A 16,412-nucleotide genomic window follows, 5' to 3' on the forward strand; every position below is an offset into this window, starting at 1 on the left:
CGCGGGGGCGGCGAGATCGGCAAGCGGGCCGGCCACCGAGGCGGCCGCCACCAGCCTGAGCAGATCACGGCGCTCGATACCTGCGGAACGGGCGGCGCCACGCGCCCACTGGCGCAACCGCATTCCGTCGTACGCGGCCTCGGACGGAGGAACGGATCTCATGAGCATCTCCAGGGTGCGGGGAAATGGGGGCAGCGGCGGTGAATCAGCGGCCGGCACCAGGCCGGTCCGACAGCAACTCCCTCACCAGAGCGCCCACCTGGACCGTCTCGATCAGGAACCCGTCGTGGCCGTACGGGGACTCCACGATTCGGGCCCGGTCGGCGCCGGGCAGCAGCGTGGCCAGCTCCGCCTGCTGGGCGGGCGGATAGAGCCGGTCGGAGTCGATGCCCGCGACCAGCGCGGGCATCCGCGCGCGGCGCAGCGCCTGCGCGGGGCCACCCCGTCCGCGTCCGACGTCGTGCCCGTTCATCGCCTCGGTCAGCGTGACGTAACTCCCCGCGTCGAAGCGGTGCACCAGTTTGGCCGCGTGATGGTCGAGATACGACTCCACCCGGTACCGCCCGCCCTGCCGGGGATGTTCACCCGGCTGTGCCTCGCCACCGAACCGGGAGCCGAGCTCCGGCTCGCTGCGGTAGGTGACGTGGGCGATCCTGCGGGCCAGACCGAGGCCCCGGTGCGGGCCCTCGCCCGGTGCCGCGTCGTGGTAATTGCCGCCGCGCCACGCGGGGTCGGAGCGGATCGCGGAGATCTGCACGGAGCCCCAGGCTATCTGCTCCGCCGAGGCCGCCGCGGGCGCCGCGAGCACCAGCAGCGATCCGGTGCGCTCCGGCCGGCCGACGGCCCATTCGAGCGCCCGCATACCGCCCATCGATCCGCCGATCACCGCCGCCCACCGGCCGATGCCCAGCGCGTCGGCCAGCGCCGCCTCGGCCGTGACCTGGTCGCGGACCGTCAGATACGGGAAGCCGCCGCCCCAGTGCGCCCGGTCCGGGTGCCTGGACGACGGACCGGTGCTGCCCTGGCAGCCGCCGAGCACATTCGGCGCGACGACGAACCAGCGCTCGGTGTCCAGCGCCTTGCCGGGACCGACCAGCGCGTCCCACCAGCCTTCCGAGGGATGGCCGGGCCCCGCGGGCCCGGCCACATGGCTGTCCCCGGTCAGGGCGTGCAGCACCAGGACCGCGTTGGAGCCGTCGTCCGCCGGGTGTCCCCATGTCTCGTACGCCAGTTGCACACCGGGCAGTGCCCCGCCCGACTCCAGCGGCAGCGGCCGGTCCAGGCGCACCCAGGAGCGACGGCCCGGCGGGTCCCCCTCCCGCCGGCCTCCGGTCGCCGGCGGGAGGGGGAGTGCGGCCGAGGGGGCCGTGCGGTTCAGGACGCTGCCTTCGCGGCCCGGAATCCGGCCTCCAGATCGGCCTTGAGGTCGTCCACGTTCTCCAGCCCGACCGAGAGGCGGACCAGCCCGGCGGTCGCCCCGGTGGCGGCCAGCTGCTCCTCGGTCAGCTGGCTGTGCGTGGTCGACGCCGGATGGATGATCAGGCTCCGGACGTCACCGATGTTGGCGAGGTGGCTGAACAGTTCGACCGCGTCCACGAACCGCTTGCCCGCCTCCACCCCGTCCCGCAGCTCGAAGGCGAGCACGGCCCCGGCGCCCCGGGGCAGATAACGGCGCCCCGCCTCGTACCACTTGCTCGATTCGAGCCCGGCGTAGTGGACGGCCGACACCTCGTCCCGGCGCTCCAGCCATTCGGCCAGCGCCAGGGCGTTCGCGGTGTGCCGCTCCAGCCGGAGGCTCAGCGTCTCCACGCCCTGCAACAGCAGGAAGGCGGAGTGCGGGGAGAGCGCGGGGCCGAGATCGCGCAGCAGCTGCACCCGGAGCTTGACCGCGAAGGCGCTGGGGCCGAGGTCCGGCCAGTAGCGCAGACCGTGGTAGCTCGGGTCGGGAGAGCTGAAGTCGGGGAACCGCTCGGCGTGCGCTCCGAAGTCGAACGTACCGCCGTCCACCACCACACCGCCGATGGTGGTGCCGTGCCCGCCGAGGAACTTCGTCGCCGAGTGGATGACGACGTCCGCGCCGTGCTCGATCGGACGCAGCAGGAACGGCGTGGGCACGGTGTTGTCGACGATCAGCGGCACACCGGCCGCGTGCGCGGCGTCGGCGACCGCCCGGATGTCGAGGACGTCACCGCGCGGATTGCCCAGCGTCTCCGCGAACAGTGCCTTGGTGTTCGGCCGGATCGCCGCCGACCACGCCTCGATGTCGTCCGGGTCGTCGACGAACGACACCTCGATGCCGAACCGGGGGAGCGTATGGCGCAGCAGGTTGTAAGTGCCGCCGTACAGCGAGGTGGACGAGACGATGTGGTCCCCGGCGCCGGCCAGCGTCAGCAGGGCGAGGGTCTCTGCGGCCTGTCCGGAAGCGAGGGCCACCGCGGCGACTCCGCCTTCCAGCGCGGCGATCCGCTGCTCCAGGACGTCCTGGGTGGGGTTGTGGATCCGGGTGTAGATGTTGCCGGGTTCGGCGAGCGAGAACAGGTCCGCGGCGTGCTGGGTGTCCCGGAAGACGAACGACGTCGTCTGGTAGATCGGCACGGCGCGGGCGCCGGTCGCCGGATCGGGGACGGCCCCGGAGTGGATCTGCTTGGTCTCGAACGACCAGGCGGCACCTGGGTCCTGACGGTCCTGGTCCTCGGGGGTGTGCCCTGCGGTGACGGAGTCGACGGGCTGGCTCATGGTGTTCCTCTGCAGTTCTCGGTGCGGGCGTGGTCAGGCACCGGTGCCGGTACCCCGGCGGGGCCGGTCAGGACGGGGTGACGGCCGTCCGTGCCGGGGGGACGCGGGCGGTGGCGCGGCGGGCCGCGGGCGCGCCGAAGCCGGGGCGGTGCCTGAAGGGGGAATCGACGCCTCGGTGGCGTCCGTGCCGGTCAGCTGCTCAACGGAGCGGGGGCGCGGCGGATGCGACGGCTACACGCCGAGGATGCGAGGCGACCCAGATCGACGTGGCGCCGCGAGACGAGTGTCACGGTCGCGGGCATGCGGCGAGCGTGTCAGCGGGCCCGGTGTGCGTCAACCGCCCGGTGCCGCGGCCGAGCCGTCCGCGGGGGCTGTTCGAGGCGTACGGAGCAGCGGGCGCCGGGAGCGGCGCGCTGCTCCCGCACCATGCCTGACCTGCGCGGGCGCCCATGGAACAGCACTGTGCCCGGACCACCGGGGGAACCGGTGGTCCGGGCAGGGGGCGGGGCACGATTTCATCCGGCCGCAACAACAGGGGCCGGCCGGACCGTCGTTCAGTGTGCGGCCGGGACCTCGGCGATCGAGCGGCCCGCCCAGGAGGGCGCCGCCTCCGTGAGAGCGACGAGGGCTTCGCGTACCTGGTCCGGGAAGGGAGCGGTGCGGCCGGCCTGCTGATCCACGTGGAGGGCGAGCAGTTCGGTGGTGGCCACGGGCTCGGCGTCCGGGCCCGGTTCGGCGTCGTCCTGCGTGTCCGGGCCGAGCACGTACAGCTCATGGGCGATTCGGGTCTTCTTCGCGTCGGCGCCCAGCACCCGGGTCCGGACGGCGAGCCGGTCGCCCTCCGAGACATCGCGCAGATACCGGATATGGGACTCGACCGTGTACAGCGAACAGCCGGTGCGCTCCCGGTACTCGGAGTGCAGACCGGTCTCGATCATCATCCGGTCGGTCGCGAAACCGAAGACGAGTACGTAGAACGCCTCGCTCATATGGCCGTTGTAGTCGATCCACTCCGGGCGCACGGTCTCCCGGTGCAGGGGCAGCGCACTCACTTGGCCGCTCCCTCGGTGGGCCGCCCGGCGAGCCGGCCGGTCGCGCGCAGGACATTGATCACGCCGCGGTCGCGTTCGGCGACGAGGTCGGCGATGCTGCGGCCGTCCGCCGCCTCGTCGCAGCCGCGTACCACCGCGTCGTACAGCTCCCGGTCCAGTTCGGGCGCTTCGAGCCGTGTCCACGGGGCCTTCAGCGAAGGGCCGAAGTGGTCGAGCATGTGCGCCATGCCGCCTTCGCCGCCCGCGAGCGCGAAGGTGAGCATCGGCCCCATGCACGCCCAGCGCAGCCCGGGGCCCTCGGTGATGGAGGCGTCGATCTCCGCCACGGTCGCCTCACCGTTGGCGACCATGTGCAGCGCCTCGCGCCAGAGCGCCTCCTGGAGGCGGTTCGCTATGAAGCCGGGGACCTCGCGATTCATCGTGATGACGGACTTGCCGGCGACCTCGTAGAAGCGGGACGCCCAGCCGACCGCGGACGGTGCGGTCAGCTCGCCGCCCACCACCTCGACCAGCGGGATCAGATACGGCGGGTTGAACGGGTGCCCCACGACCAGCCGTCCGGCGCCCGCGGCCCGGGTCTGCATATCGCTCATCGGGTAGCCGGACGTCGAGGACGCGATCACGACCCCCTCGGGTGCGGCCGCATCGAGGCGGGCCAGCAGATCGCGCTTGAGCTCCAGCTTCTCCGGAGCGCTCTCCTGGACGAACTGGGCGTCGGACACCGCCTCTTCGAGCGTCGCCATGACCGTGAGCCGGTCCGGCGAAGCCCCTTCGGCGAGGCCGAGCTGCTCCAGCGCCGGCCAGGCGGCGGCCACCAGCCGGCGCAGCTTCTGCTCGGCGTCGGGGGCCGGGTCCCAGGCGGTGACGTCGTAGCCACGGGCCAGGAAGTGCGCGACCCAGCCACCACCGATCACTCCGGCGCCCACGCACGCCACCCGGCGTACGTCCTCCGGCGCGCAGGGAGCCGGGGCGGCCGGTGCGGGCTCAACGGCCGGCGTGGACTGTGCGGTTGGCGCGGGCTGTGCGGGCTGTGCGGGTTGTGCGGGCTGTGCGGCGTTCATCGGTTCTCCAGAACGAGTGGGGGAGCGGGCTGCGGGTGAGGGGCGCGGTCTCAGCCGCGGGGCTTGAGTCCGAGCCGCTGCCGGGCCTCGTCCGGGGTGGCGACCCGGGAGCCCAGCGCCTCGGTGATCTGCACGGCGCGCTCCACCAACTGGGCGTTGGTGGCCTTGACGCCCTTGCCGAGATACAGGTTGTCCTCGAGCCCGACCCGTACATGGCCGCCGAGGAGGATGGACTGCGCCACCCACGGCATCTGCATCCGGCCCAGCGCGAAGCTCGCCCACTGGGCGCCCTCGGGCAGCATGTTCACCATCGACTGGAGCACGCCGGGGTCCGCGGGCGCGCCCCACGGGACACCCATGCAGAGCTGGAAGACGGTCGGGGCGTCCAGCAGCCCCTCGGCGAGGAGCTGCTTGGCGAACCACAGCTGCCCGGTGTCGAAGATCTCCAGCTCCGGCCGCACTCCCAGCTCCTGGATGCGGCGGGCGCCGGCCCGGAGCATGTCGGGGGTGGAGACGTACAGATTGCTGCCGTCGCCGAAGTTCAGGGAGCCGCAGTCGAGCGTGCAGATGTCCGGAAGCAGGTCCTCGACGTGGGGGAGGCGTTCGAGCCCGCCGACCAGGTCGGTGCCCGGCAGCTGCCGCAGCGGGGCGTCGGGGTCGATCACCAGGTCGCCGCCCATTCCGGCGGTCAGATTGATGACGACATCGGTCCCGGTCTCCTTGATCCGCTCGACGACCTCCCGGTACAGGCGGGGGTCGCGGGACGGGGCGCCGGTCTCCGGCTCACGGACATGGATGTGCACGACGGCGGCCCCCGCGCCGGCCGCCTCGACGGCGGAGCGGGCGATCTGCTCGGGGGTGACGGGCACATGAGGGCTCTTGCGGACCGTGTCACCGGCTCCGGTGAGGGCACACGTGATGATGACGTCCTGGTTCACGGGCATGCGGAAGCGGCTCCTGAATCGAAGGGGATCTGATGAATCGAATGAATCGAAGGGGAAAGGAGGCGGAAGCGGGTGAGGAGATGAGGGCAGGGGTCAGCCGGTGGTCAGGGTCGCGTCCACATAGCGGAGCAGCGCACCGTGCATGTCCTCGGCGCTGGTGCCCGGTTCGCCCGGCGTCGTCGCGAGCACCTGGGAGGCCAGCCCGTCGATGAGGGCGGTGAGACTCAGGGCGGCCGCCTCCGGATCGACCGGCCGGAAGACCTCCTGGGCGACGCCGCGCCCGATCACCTCGGCGACCGTGGCACGCCATTGCCGGTAGTACTCGACATGGAGTTCACCGACCGCGGTGGAGCGTGCCGCCTCGGCCCAGAGATCGAGCCAGACGCTCCACTGGCGCCGCTGCTGGGCGGTGTACGGGGTCTGGAGCTCGATCAGCAGGCGGAGTTCGTCGTCGGCGTGGTCCGTGTCGGCGGTCCCGGCCGCCCGCCTGGCGGTGTCCTCGTCCATGCACCAGCGGGCCGCCGCCTCCAGCAGTTCGTCCCGCCCGGGGAAGTGGTAGTGGATGGCGGCGGTACTGGTCCCGCAGGCCTCGGCGATGTCCGAGACCCGTACGGAGTGGAATCCGTGCTCCGCGATCAGCTGGACGGTCTGCCGGACGATCTGGAGCGGTCTGCCGGTGTCCGCGGCCGGCCGCCCGGCCACGGCGTTGCGGGCGCGGCGGGGGCGGGCGGCCGACCGCGGGGCCTCGGCCTGCTGCGAGGGCGCCGAGCCGTGCTCCGCGTGCGCGCCGAGCAGCCAGCCGGCGTCGACCTCCGCGATGTCGGCGACCCGGGCCAGCTCGGCCGTGGTGAAGCGGCGGGTGCCGCCGAGTGAGCGTGAGAGCTTCGACGGATCGATGACCATCCGCCGCGCGAACTCGCGCTGACTCACTCCGGCATCCCGGATCACCTGTCGGACCCGCTCGGCCACCTCATCGTGCTGCATGGTCGGCCACGCTACCCATGTGTTGAGAAGATCTCAACATCAGATGGGGAGAATGTCGTGTGTGGATGTGCATTGAGGTGCTGACTGATGCATCAGTCAGTTCATTCCTCGACCAGCATCCCGTTCCGGAGCTTGCCGAGGATCCGGCTGATCAGACGCGAGACGTGCATCTGCGAGATGCCCAGCTCGGCGCCGATCTGCGACTGCGTCAGCTCCTGGCCGAATCGCATCTCGATGATGCGGTGCTCGCGTGCGTCCAGATCGCCGAGCAGTGGTGCCAGCGCCTGGAGGTTCTCCACCGTCTCCATGGCGGGGTCCGCCTCGCCGAGCGCGTCGGCGAAGGTGCGTCCCGGAGTGCCGATCCGGCCCGTGTCCGTCGCGTCGGCCGGCATGTCCAGGGACCCTGCCGTGTATCCGTTGGCCGCGACGATCCCCTCGGTCACCTCGTCCTCGGTGATCCCGAGGTGTCCGGCCAGCTCCTGGACCGTGGGGTCGCGGTCGAGGTCCGTGGCCAGGAACTCCTTCGCCTTGGCGATGTCGACGCGCAGCTCCTGGAGCCGGCGCGGCACATGGACCGCCCAGGTGGTGTCGCGGAAGAACCGCTTGATCTCTCCGATGATGTACGGCACCGCGAAAGAGGTGAACTCGACCTCGCGGGACAGATCGAACCGGTCGATCGCCTTGATCAGCCCGATCGTGCCGACCTGGACGATGTCCTCCATGTCGCCGCTGCCGCGGTTGCGGAACCGGCCCGCGGCGAACCGGACCAGTGAAAGATTCATCTCGATGAGGGTGTTGCGCGCGTACTGGTGGGCGGCGGTGCCCTCCTCCAGTACCTGGAGCCGGTCGAAGAACAGCTTCGACAGCGCCCGCGCGTCCTTCGGCGCGATCTTGCCGGCGTCCTCGATCCAGGGGAGTTCGTCCGTCGCCCCCGAGATGTCCGCTGCGCTCGTACTGCCGGTCACACCTGTCATGTCTGTGGTGTCCACCATGACCGCCGTCTCTGCTGCGGCGGTCGCGACAGGAGCTCCTGCCGCCGTCGGCCGTGCACTTTCCGCTCGCTCCGTAATGGCGGTCTGTGCCGTGTGCGCCGTCATCTCGTCACGCTCCCCTGGTGGTAGGCCATGAGGTGTAGGCGTATGCCCGCAGAGAGCTTGCTCATGCGGGTAAGTGAGAGTTGATCAGGTCACAACGCGTCAATGGCCGAGAATCGACGTGATCCCTCGTCGTATCTGTGCAGGGTCGCGGGTTCGGCAGCAGAACCGCCCCACCGGTACGGGGGAGCCCGGTGGGGCGGTCGTCACCAGAGTGCCACAGCCTCGGGCGGAATGGGCACCGACCGGCGCATATCCAGCGGTAGTTGAGTTGAAATCGATGGTGCACCGGCTTGCGGCTTCCGGCCGAAGGATTCTGTCGCGTGGGTGGCCGACGGCCGTGTGTGTGACCGTGGGTGAGCCCTGGTGGTGCGGAAGTGGCCGCTGAGCCAACGACTTCCGTGCTCCGGCCGATCCGAACCGACCCGTCTTCGACGCCGACGGGGGAGGGCGGGCGGTCTCTGCCTCGACTGGCGCGAATCGTTCAGCACGAACTCGTTCAGCACGAACTCGTTCAGTGGGAATCGATCAGTGGGTGACGATCCGCCGGACGGGTCCGGGATTCCACTCGACGTACCCGGTCCCGGGCCCGCGCGCCTGCCGGGCGCGGACGGCGGCATCCGTCCTCCTGTCCTCAGGAGGACCGAACCGCCCTGCCTGCGGGAAGCGCACGGAAGGCGCCGACCGCCCTGGACCGCATCATTGCGGCCCGGTGAACCCGGCACCTCCCGGGAATACCTGCACGCGGAAGGGGCTTCCTGCTGCTGTAGGGCACCGTCCGGGCGGCCGGTGCCACGGGAAGCAGGAGAGAGGGAGCTCATGCCGAAGGCGTACGTGTTCACCCGCAACGGCGGGCCGGAAGTGGAGGCCCTCGTCGAGCAGGACGCTCCGGTGCCGGGCCCCGGAGAGCTGCTCGTCGCCGTACGGGCGGCGGGCGTCAACCCGGTCGACTGGAAGCTGCGCACGGGGTACACCAGGCCCGGCAGTGAACCGCAGCCGTTCCCCACCGTCCTCGGCAGCGAGGCCGCAGGAGTGGTCGAGGCGGTCGGCCCGGACGTCGAAGGATTCGCGGTCGGCGACGAGGTCTTCGGCAATCCGGTGACCGGCGGGTACGCCCAGTACACCCTGCTCCCCGTCGCCGTGACCGCGCACAAGCCGCCCGGGCTGTCGTTCACCGACGCGGCGGCGCTGCCGGTCGCGGCGGCCACCGCGTACGACGGAGTGCGCCAGCTCGCTCCCGCCCCCGGTTCGACGCTGCTGGTCACCGGCGCCGGGGGCGGTGTCGGAACCGCCGCGGTCCAGCTCGCACACCACGCGGGCGTCAAGGTCATCGGGGTGGCGGGCGCGGCCAAGAAGGACTTCGTCGAGTCGCTCGGCGCGGTGCACGTCGCATCAGGCGCCGGACTCGCCCGCCGGGTACGGGCGGCGGCCCCCGACGGCATCGACGCGGTCTTCGACCTGGTCGGCGGCGACACGCTGCGGGAAGTGGCTCCGCTGCTCGCCGATCCCGCCGCACTCGTCAGCGCCGCGGGCAAGCCGCTGGCGGTGGAGCTGGGCGGGGCGCCGGTGGCCCGGGCCCGTACCGCGGCGGTTCTCGGTGAAGTCGCGGACCTCGTCGTCACCGGAGCCCTGCGCACGCACGTCACCCGGACCTACCCGCTGACCGCGGCGGGCGAGGCGCTGCGCGCCGTGGAGAGCGGACATGCCCGCGGGAAGATCGTGATCGAGGTGACCGCATGAGCGCGCCGCAGTCCCCTGCCGGTGGCGCGCACCCGCTGGACGACCCGGTCGGCGCCTCACTGACCGGCCCGCACGCCCACTTCGCCGAACGCCGCGGCCGCATCCTGCGCTACCCGGCCGACGTCACCCCCTGGGCCGCGGTTCCGGACCGGCCGGGCGTCGCGGACTGGGCCGACGCCGCAGCGCTGGCCGGGCCCGGGGGAGCGATCACCATCACCGCGTTCCGCGAGCCGCCGCCGGAGGACTGGGAGACGGTCTTCCGCGCCGAGGGCGTCCAGCTCGTCGACGCGGGCGTCGCGGCGGCCCCGGACCCGGAGGCGGTACGCCTCGGACCCGCCGACGTGCCCGAGATGCTCGACCTGGTGGCACGCACCCAGCCGGGACCGTTCCTGCCCCGGACCATCGAGCTCGGCACCTATCTCGGCATCCGGCGCGAGGGGGTGCTCGTGGCGATGGCGGGGGAACGGCTGCACCCGCCCGGCTGGAGCGAGATCAGTGGTGTCTGCACCGACGAGTCCGTACGGGGGCAGGGGCTCGCCACCCGGCTGCTGCTCGCCGTCTCCCACGAGATCAGGGAACGCGGCGAGACGCCGTTCATGCATGCGGCGGCGGCCAACACCCGGGCCGTGGGGCTCTACGAATCCCTCGGATTCCGGCTCCGTCGGCGGACGTCGTTCCTGGCGGCGCTCGCGCCGGACGGTGACCGGGCGCGGCAGGCACGGGGGGAGGCGGCCGACGCGGCGGTCCGTAGCTGATCCCCGGCAGCTCGCACGGAGGCGGACCGGGCGCCACCTGCGGGACGTCCGTCCGGGACTTCCGGCCCGAAGAGCACGGCTCAGCGGTGACCGGTGACCTTCGGCGTGATTCAAAAGGCCGAAAGCCCCGTGTGCCGACGCCCCGGTCCGGGTGGACTGGAGATGACTGCCGGGACAGGCCCGGCGACTGAGGAAGGAGCTGGCCGTGACGATCGGGGTGCCGCGTCCGTCGATGGCGCGCATCGTGGAGCCGCCGATGACCGACGCAGGGGAGCGGGAGCGGGCCGCCGTCGCGGCCCGGATCAGCACCCCGGTTCTGATCTGGGGGCTGGCCCTGCTCTCCCTGATCGTGGTGGGCCTCGATGTCCTCACCGGTGAGGACCTGCGGCTCATCCCCCTGCTGGTCGTGGTGCCCGCACTCGTCTCGGTCTTCTGCACGGTCCGGCAGACCGTCGCCGCAGCGGTCTGGATCATGCCCATCGTCGTCATCTCCCGGCTGGCGTCCGGAGGCTCGTTCTGGGACATCACGAGCGGCGTCTGCTTCACCGTGGTGGCCTGTGCGCTGGGCGTCGGCGTCTGTGCGCTGAGGATCCGGCACGTCAGCGAGATCGCCAGGCTGCGGTCCGCGGCCGTCGCCCTGCAGCGGCAGATCCTGCGCCCGCTGCCCGTGCTGACCGACCAGGCCCTCGTGGACGGCGTCTACGCGCCGATCGAGGAGGACCACTTGGTCGGCGGCGACATCTACGAGGTCGTCCAGTCGCCGTACGGCACCCGCGTCATCATCGGTGACGTGCAGGGCAAGGGCCTTGCCGCCATAGGGGTGGGCTTCGCCGCGCTCGGCGCCTTCCGGGAGGCGGCCATCCGTGAGCCCGTCCTGACCGGTGTGGTGGACGCGGTCGAGGACGCGGTCGCCCGGCACAACGCCTTCTCCGCGCAGACCGGCGAGATCGAGCGCTTCGTCACCGCACTGGTGCTCAGCCTCGACGGGGACGGCCGGGTGCAGGCCGTCAACTGTGGCCACCTGCCGCCCCGGCTGCTGCACGAGGGGGTGGCAGCCCCCGTTCCGCTGCGCCGTACGTCGGTGCCGCTGGGCATGGCGGAGCTCAGCAACGAGGCGCGGGTCGTGGAATGGCTGGACTTCCCGCCCGGCGCGACGCTCCTGATGTTCACCGACGGAGTGACCGAGGCCCGTGACGCCTCAGGAGCCTTCTATCCGCTGGACGCACGCCTGAGCGGCTGGACCCGGCTCGGCCCCCGCGAGCTGCTGGACACGCTCCACGCGGACCTGGAGGCCTTCTCCGGCGGTGTGCGGCGTGACGACATCGCGGTGCTCACGCTGCGCGGCTCGTCGTCCGGCAGCCGCCGCAGTCCCGCGACGGCCGACGCCGACGCACGGCGGGCCGCAGAGGCGTTCAGCGGACGGTAGGAGGCCCGGCTCCGAAGCCGCAGGCCCGGGAGCCGCGAGGCGCCGTACTCGTTCCGGATGTCCCGACGCGGCATTTGTCGCAGCGGGACATTATTGGGTGTACGGTGCAGTTATGAACCGGGAGCGGAAGACCCCGGAGAGGCGGAGCCGCAAGGCCCGCCGGACCCGGGACACACTGGCCCAGGTCGCGTTCGAGCTGGTGCTCGACCGGGGTCTGAAGGACGTGACGGTCGAGGAGATCGCGGAACACGCGGATGTCGACCGCCGCACCTTCAGCCGGTACTTCACCAGCAAGGAAGCCGCCGTCCTGGACTCGGTCCGGGGCGACGGGGACCGGATCAACGACGCCCTGCGGGCCCGTCCCGCCGACGAACCACCCCTCACCGCGTACCGCAGAGCCGTCCTGGACTGGCTGGCGGACCCGGAGGCGGGGGCCTGGCACCGCCGCCCGAGGATCTTCGACCTGCTGGTCCTCGCCGAGCAGGAACCGACCCTCTACGCGGCGTTCCACCACATCCGGGTGGACGCCCAGGAGGACTCGGTCGCCATCGTCGCGCAACGGCTGGGGACCGACCCGCGGCAGGACATCCGTCCCGCCGTCACGGTCGCCGCGGGAGCGGGAGCGCTCCTCGCCGCCCAGGCCGCCTGGGTGCGCGGAGGCTGCCCCGAGGAGCTGCCCCGGCTCGTCGGGCAGGCATTCGACGCCCTCTCGGGAGAACTGTTCGCGCAGCTCCCCGCCGGACCGGCGTCACACAGCACCACGGAAGGAAACGGAACATCATGAGCACCACCCCCACCACCACCGACCAGGAATTCGCCGGACGCACGGCCCTCGTCACCGGAGGGGCCTCCGGCATCGGACTGGCCCTCGCCCACCGGCTGGCCGCCGCCGGCGCGTCCGTGGTCGTGGCCGACTACGACGAGGAGAGCGCCCGCAAGGCGGTCGCCGCACTGGAGAGCACCGGGGCCAAGGCCGCGGCGGTCGCCATGGACGTCACCGACCCCGCCTCCGTCGAGGCGGGCGTGCGGTTCGCCGTCGACACCTTCGGAGCCCTGCACCTCGCGGTCAACAACGCGGGCATCGGCGGCCCGAGCAGCCCGACCGGCGAGTACGCCGTCGAGGACTGGAACCGGGTCGTCGCCACCAACCTCAGCGGCGTCTTCTACTCGATGCGCTACGAGCTTCCCGCGATCGTCGCCGCGGGCGGTGGCGCCATCGTCAACATGTCGTCGATCCTCGGCACCAACGGCTTCGCCGGGTCGCCCGCGTACGTCGCTGCCAAGCACGGCGTCGTCGGCCTCACCAAGACGGCCGCACTCGAGTACGCGGCACGGAACGTCCGCGTCAACGCGGTGGGCCCGGGCTTCATCGACACCCCGCTGCTGCGCAACACGGAGGGCCCCGCCCGCGACCACCTCATCTCGCTGCACCCGGCCGGACGCCTCGGCACCGCGGAGGAGGTGGCGGAACTCGCCGCGTTCCTGCTCTCCGACCGCGCCTCGTTCATCCACGGCAGCTACCACCTGGTGGACGGCGGCTACTCCGCCTCTTGAGTGGCACACGGGGGCTCCGGGGGCGAGAAATGGAACAGCACGGTCAAGGAGGACCCCATGAAAGCCGTCAGTACCGCACCGTCGGCGCCGCACCCGAGGTCGTCACTGTGCCCGACCCGGAACCCGGCCCCGGACAGGTGCTGCTGAAGGTCACCGCCGCAGGTGTCTGCCACTCCGACATCGCGGTGATGAGCCTGCCCGCGGATCAGCTCGCCTACGACCTCCCGCTCACCCTCGGCCACGAGGGCGTGGGCACCGTCGCCGCACTCGGTGACGGGGTCAGCGGTCTCACGGTGGGCGAGTCCGTAGTGGTCTACGGCCCCTGGGGGTGCGGTACGTGCGTCAAGTGCGCCGAAGGCAAGGAGAACTACTGCCTGCGCGCCGGTGAGCTCGGCATCTACCCGCCCGGGCTGGGCTCGCCCGGCGCCATGGCCGAGTACATGATCGTCGACGACCCGCGTCACCTGGTGCCGCTGGGAGACCTCGACCCGGTCCAGGCCGTGCCGCTCACCGACGCCGGCCTCACCCCGTACCACGCGATCAAGCGCTCCCTGCCGAAGCTGGTGCCCGGCGCGAGCGCCGTCGTCATCGGCACCGGCGGACTCGGCCACGTCGCCATCCAGCTGCTGCGCGCCATGACGGCCGTCCGGGTCATCGCCCTGGACGTCACGGAGGACAAGCTCGCCCTCGCCCGCACCGTCGGGGCGCACGAGACGGTCCTGTCCGACGAGCATGCGGCGGCGAGGATCCGTGAGCTGACCGGCGGCATCGGCGCGCAGGTCGTCCTCGACTTCGTCGGAGCACCGCCCACCGTGGCCACGGCCGGCGCCGCGGCCGCCATCGACTCGGACGTCACGATCGTGGGCATCGGAGGCGGGGCGCTGCCGGTGGGCTTCGGCTTCCTGCCCCTCAACACGACGGTGAGCGCCCCGTACTGGGGATCGCGCTCAGAGCTGGCCGAGGTGCTCGATCTCGCCCGTGCCGGTTCGGTCGAGGTGCACGTCGAGACGTACTCGCTGGACGAGGCGCCGCTGGCGTACGAGCGACTGCACGACGGCAGGATCAGCGGCCGGGCCGTCATCCTCCCCAACGGCTGACCGGCCGAGCCCTTCCTCATGACCCTGCGGGCCGTCGCACAGTGCGACGGCCCGCAGGGTCGCCTCCGCGACCGGTGTACGCCGCGCCGCACGGGATGGATACTGCACGCATGGAATTCGCCGCGATGATGACGCTGCCCGGACTGGTCATCGCCCTGACCGTCGTCGCCTTCCTCGATCAGCTGATGCTTCGCGCGGGCCGGGCCGGTCTGCTGCCGTGGCGCAACAGCGCCCGACAGGGCCAGGTGTCGGCGACCGGGTTCGAGCAGTTGCACGCGACCTTCTCGCCCGGCAAGCAGAGCGAGCTCAAGGAGCGACAGAGCGCCCTGCTGCTGCGCGACGACGAGGAGGACGGCGCCCCGCCGCACCGCTCCACCGTGGACCTCGACGGCGGCCTCGCCGTCATCCGCCTGCCCGGCCACGAGGGCTAGCAACTCTCGGCCGGTTCAAGCCGCGACGGGCGCGGTGCCCAGGCATTGCGACCTCAACGCACCGCCACCAGCGGACGCAGCCGGCTGTCACGCAGCCGGACCACCGCCGGGGCACAGCGACGCGCCGCGACGGTCAACGGCCAGGCGACGAGCGCGCCGATCAGCAGCCCGACGAGCACATCGTGCGGATAGTGCGCCCCGATCCACACCCGGGACGCCGCCATCAGCAGCGCGGCCGGCACCGCGACGGCTCCCAGCCGCCGGTCGGTCAGCCAGATCACCATGGCCGCGGCCGCCGCGATGGCGGCGTGATTGCTGGGGAACGACCAGTCGCCGAGCGCCGGGCACGCCTCCACCGTCACGACATGCAGCGTCTGGCAGGGCCGTTGCTCGTGAAAGTCGGACTTCACCAAGTCGTTGACGAGATAGGTGGCGACCACGACGAACGGGGCGCAGAGCGCCATGGCGGTACGCGCGGGGTCTGCGGAACGGGAGCGCCACCAGGACGCGAGCATGAGCACCGCGAACAGGGCGAGCCCGTAGTCCGACCACACGCGGACGGCGGAATCCAGGGCGGCGGGGGAGCGCTGGGCCAACTCGGTGACCCAGGTGTACAGCCCACCGTCGATCGAGGTGGCCGCGGAGGCGAGCGGCATCAGTTGTTGTCTCCTTCGGCAGTGCGCCGGCTGCGGGAGCGGAGCAGTTCGGCGGCGAGCGGGATGAGGGAGACCACGACCACGACAGCGACGATCGGCAGCAGATAGCGGTCGACATTCGGTACCGAGGACCCCAGCGCGTATCCGGCGAGGACCAGCCCGGCCGTCCAGATCACGCCGCCGACGACCTGCCACAGGGCGAACACCCGGGCCGGGACGTCGAGTGCCCCGGCCAGCGGGTTGAGCACCGTGCGCACGACGGGGACGAAGCGGGCCAGCACGATCGCGCGGGCGTAGCCGTATCTGGCGAGCAGCTCCGCCGCGCGGTCGGCGCCCTCGTGCAGTCGTTTGGAGCGGCTGCGGGCGAGCAGTGCCTGGCCGCCCCTGCGGCCGAGCCAGTAGCCCGTCTGCGCACCGATCAGTGCTCCGGCCACCGCGGCGATCAGCACCTGCGGCAACGACAGCTCGACCGGACCGTGGGTGCCGGAGACGCTGAGCAGGCCCGCTGTGAACAGCAGTGAATCGCCGGGGAGGAAGAAGCCGACGAGCAGCCCCGTCTCGGCGAAGAGCACGACGGCGACGCCGAGCGCGCCGAAGGTTCCGAGCAGCGAACCGGCGTCCAGCAGGTTCACCGCTTGTGGCATGGTCGCCAGTGAGAGTACGGACACGGTGGAGGGTCTCCCATAATGGTGAGCGGGTGACCCTGAGGAGCACCCGGACTGACTACAGTGATGTAGACGGTCGACATCACTGTAGACGCCCGAAGGGGGAGAAGAGTTCCCATGCCACAGGTGAACGGCATATCCGGCGGAGAACTCGTCCCCCGGCCGTACGGCGGACCGGGCACCGGGCAGACACTCCCGGCCGGGGGACGAGTTCTCC

Annotated in this window: 17 protein-coding genes; 7 read left to right on the forward strand and 10 right to left on the reverse strand. The window is 71.8% G+C overall.

The genetic code is table 11. The annotated features are described in order from the left end of the window. Positions 1-205: 205 nt before the first annotated feature. The 8 genes from metX to J1C73_RS17375 form a co-directional block, all read right to left on the reverse strand. On the reverse strand, positions 206-1,378 hold the full coding sequence (metX, locus tag J1C73_RS17345) for a homoserine O-acetyltransferase MetX (protein WP_207317194.1): 1,173 nt from the start codon (positions 1,376-1,378) through the stop codon (positions 206-208). Beyond that, a complete protein-coding gene (locus tag J1C73_RS17350; protein ID WP_207317181.1) occupies positions 1,375-2,736 on the reverse strand; it encodes a bifunctional o-acetylhomoserine/o-acetylserine sulfhydrylase in 1,362 nt (453 codons plus the stop codon). Before J1C73_RS17350 ends, metX begins: the two co-directional genes overlap by 4 nt. 191 nt (positions 2,737-2,927) lie before the next feature. Continuing rightward, positions 2,928-3,038 carry a putative leader peptide gene (locus J1C73_RS36040; protein ID WP_353962136.1) on the reverse strand — a complete coding sequence of 37 codons (111 nt, stop codon included), beginning with the start codon at positions 3,036-3,038 and terminating at the stop codon, positions 2,928-2,930. Between the two features lie 252 nt (positions 3,039-3,290). Beyond that, entirely contained in the window at positions 3,291-3,788 is a 498-nt protein-coding gene (locus J1C73_RS17355) for a thioesterase family protein (protein ID WP_207317182.1), read from the reverse strand. After that, entirely contained in the window at positions 3,785-4,849 is a 1,065-nt protein-coding gene (locus J1C73_RS17360) for a 3-hydroxyacyl-CoA dehydrogenase NAD-binding domain-containing protein (protein ID WP_207317183.1), read from the reverse strand. The genes J1C73_RS17355 and J1C73_RS17360 overlap by 4 nt, the downstream gene beginning before the upstream one ends. Before the next feature lie 50 nt (positions 4,850-4,899). Continuing rightward, positions 4,900-5,793, reverse strand: coding sequence for a beta-keto acid cleavage family enzyme (locus J1C73_RS17365; protein ID WP_207317184.1), 894 nt, complete (start codon positions 5,791-5,793; stop codon positions 4,900-4,902). 93 nt (positions 5,794-5,886) lie between these two features. Next, a complete protein-coding gene (locus tag J1C73_RS17370; protein WP_207317185.1) occupies positions 5,887-6,777 on the reverse strand; it encodes a TetR/AcrR family transcriptional regulator in 891 nt (296 codons plus the stop codon). 101 nt (positions 6,778-6,878) lie between these two features. Continuing rightward, complete coding sequence (locus J1C73_RS17375; protein ID WP_207317186.1) at positions 6,879-7,751, reverse strand: RNA polymerase sigma factor SigF; 873 nt, start codon at positions 7,749-7,751, stop codon at positions 6,879-6,881. Positions 7,752-8,690: 939 nt separating this feature from the next. Between J1C73_RS17375 and J1C73_RS17380 the strand changes: the two genes are divergently transcribed. From J1C73_RS17380 to J1C73_RS17410, 7 genes are all read left to right on the forward strand, one after another. Beyond that, entirely contained in the window at positions 8,691-9,611 is a 921-nt protein-coding gene (locus J1C73_RS17380) for an NADP-dependent oxidoreductase (RefSeq protein ID WP_207317187.1), read from the forward strand. Next, entirely contained in the window at positions 9,608-10,366 is a 759-nt protein-coding gene (locus J1C73_RS17385) for a GNAT family N-acetyltransferase (RefSeq protein WP_207317188.1), read from the forward strand. Before J1C73_RS17380 ends, J1C73_RS17385 begins: the two co-directional genes overlap by 4 nt. A 205-nt stretch (positions 10,367-10,571) precedes the next feature. After that, positions 10,572-11,792 (forward strand): PP2C family protein-serine/threonine phosphatase, encoded by a 1,221-nt coding sequence (locus J1C73_RS17390; protein WP_372446699.1) that lies wholly within the window; start codon positions 10,572-10,574, stop codon positions 11,790-11,792. A 112-nt stretch (positions 11,793-11,904) separates the two neighbouring features. After that, entirely contained in the window at positions 11,905-12,576 is a 672-nt protein-coding gene (locus tag J1C73_RS17395) for a TetR family transcriptional regulator (RefSeq protein ID WP_207317189.1), read from the forward strand. Then, a complete protein-coding gene (locus J1C73_RS17400; protein ID WP_207317190.1) occupies positions 12,573-13,346 on the forward strand; it encodes an SDR family NAD(P)-dependent oxidoreductase in 774 nt (257 codons plus the stop codon). Before J1C73_RS17395 ends, J1C73_RS17400 begins: the two co-directional genes overlap by 4 nt. Positions 13,347-13,375: 29 nt before the next feature. Further along, entirely contained in the window at positions 13,376-14,443 is a 1,068-nt protein-coding gene (locus tag J1C73_RS17405; RefSeq protein ID WP_207317191.1) for an NAD(P)-dependent alcohol dehydrogenase, read from the forward strand. Positions 14,444-14,553: 110 nt separating this feature from the next. After that, on the forward strand, positions 14,554-14,874 hold the full coding sequence (locus tag J1C73_RS17410) for a DUF6191 domain-containing protein (RefSeq protein WP_207317192.1): 321 nt from the start codon (positions 14,554-14,556) through the stop codon (positions 14,872-14,874). Positions 14,875-14,927: 53 nt separating this feature from the next. On the opposite strand, the gene J1C73_RS17415 is transcribed toward J1C73_RS17410, so the two are convergent. Next, the gene (locus tag J1C73_RS17415) at positions 14,928-15,530 is read right to left on the reverse strand and encodes a phosphatase PAP2 family protein (protein ID WP_207317193.1); all 603 of its coding nucleotides are present in this window, start codon (positions 15,528-15,530) and stop codon (positions 14,928-14,930) included. Beyond that, positions 15,530-16,174 (reverse strand): DedA family protein, encoded by a 645-nt coding sequence (locus tag J1C73_RS17420; RefSeq protein WP_207317196.1) that lies wholly within the window; start codon positions 16,172-16,174, stop codon positions 15,530-15,532. The genes J1C73_RS17415 and J1C73_RS17420 overlap by 1 nt, the downstream gene beginning before the upstream one ends. Positions 16,175-16,412 lie beyond the last annotated feature (238 nt).

The sequence above is a fragment of the Streptomyces laculatispora genome, from assembly GCF_017353455.1.
In the GTDB taxonomy this organism is placed as follows: Bacteria; Actinomycetota; Actinomycetes; order Streptomycetales; family Streptomycetaceae; genus Streptomyces; species Streptomyces laculatispora.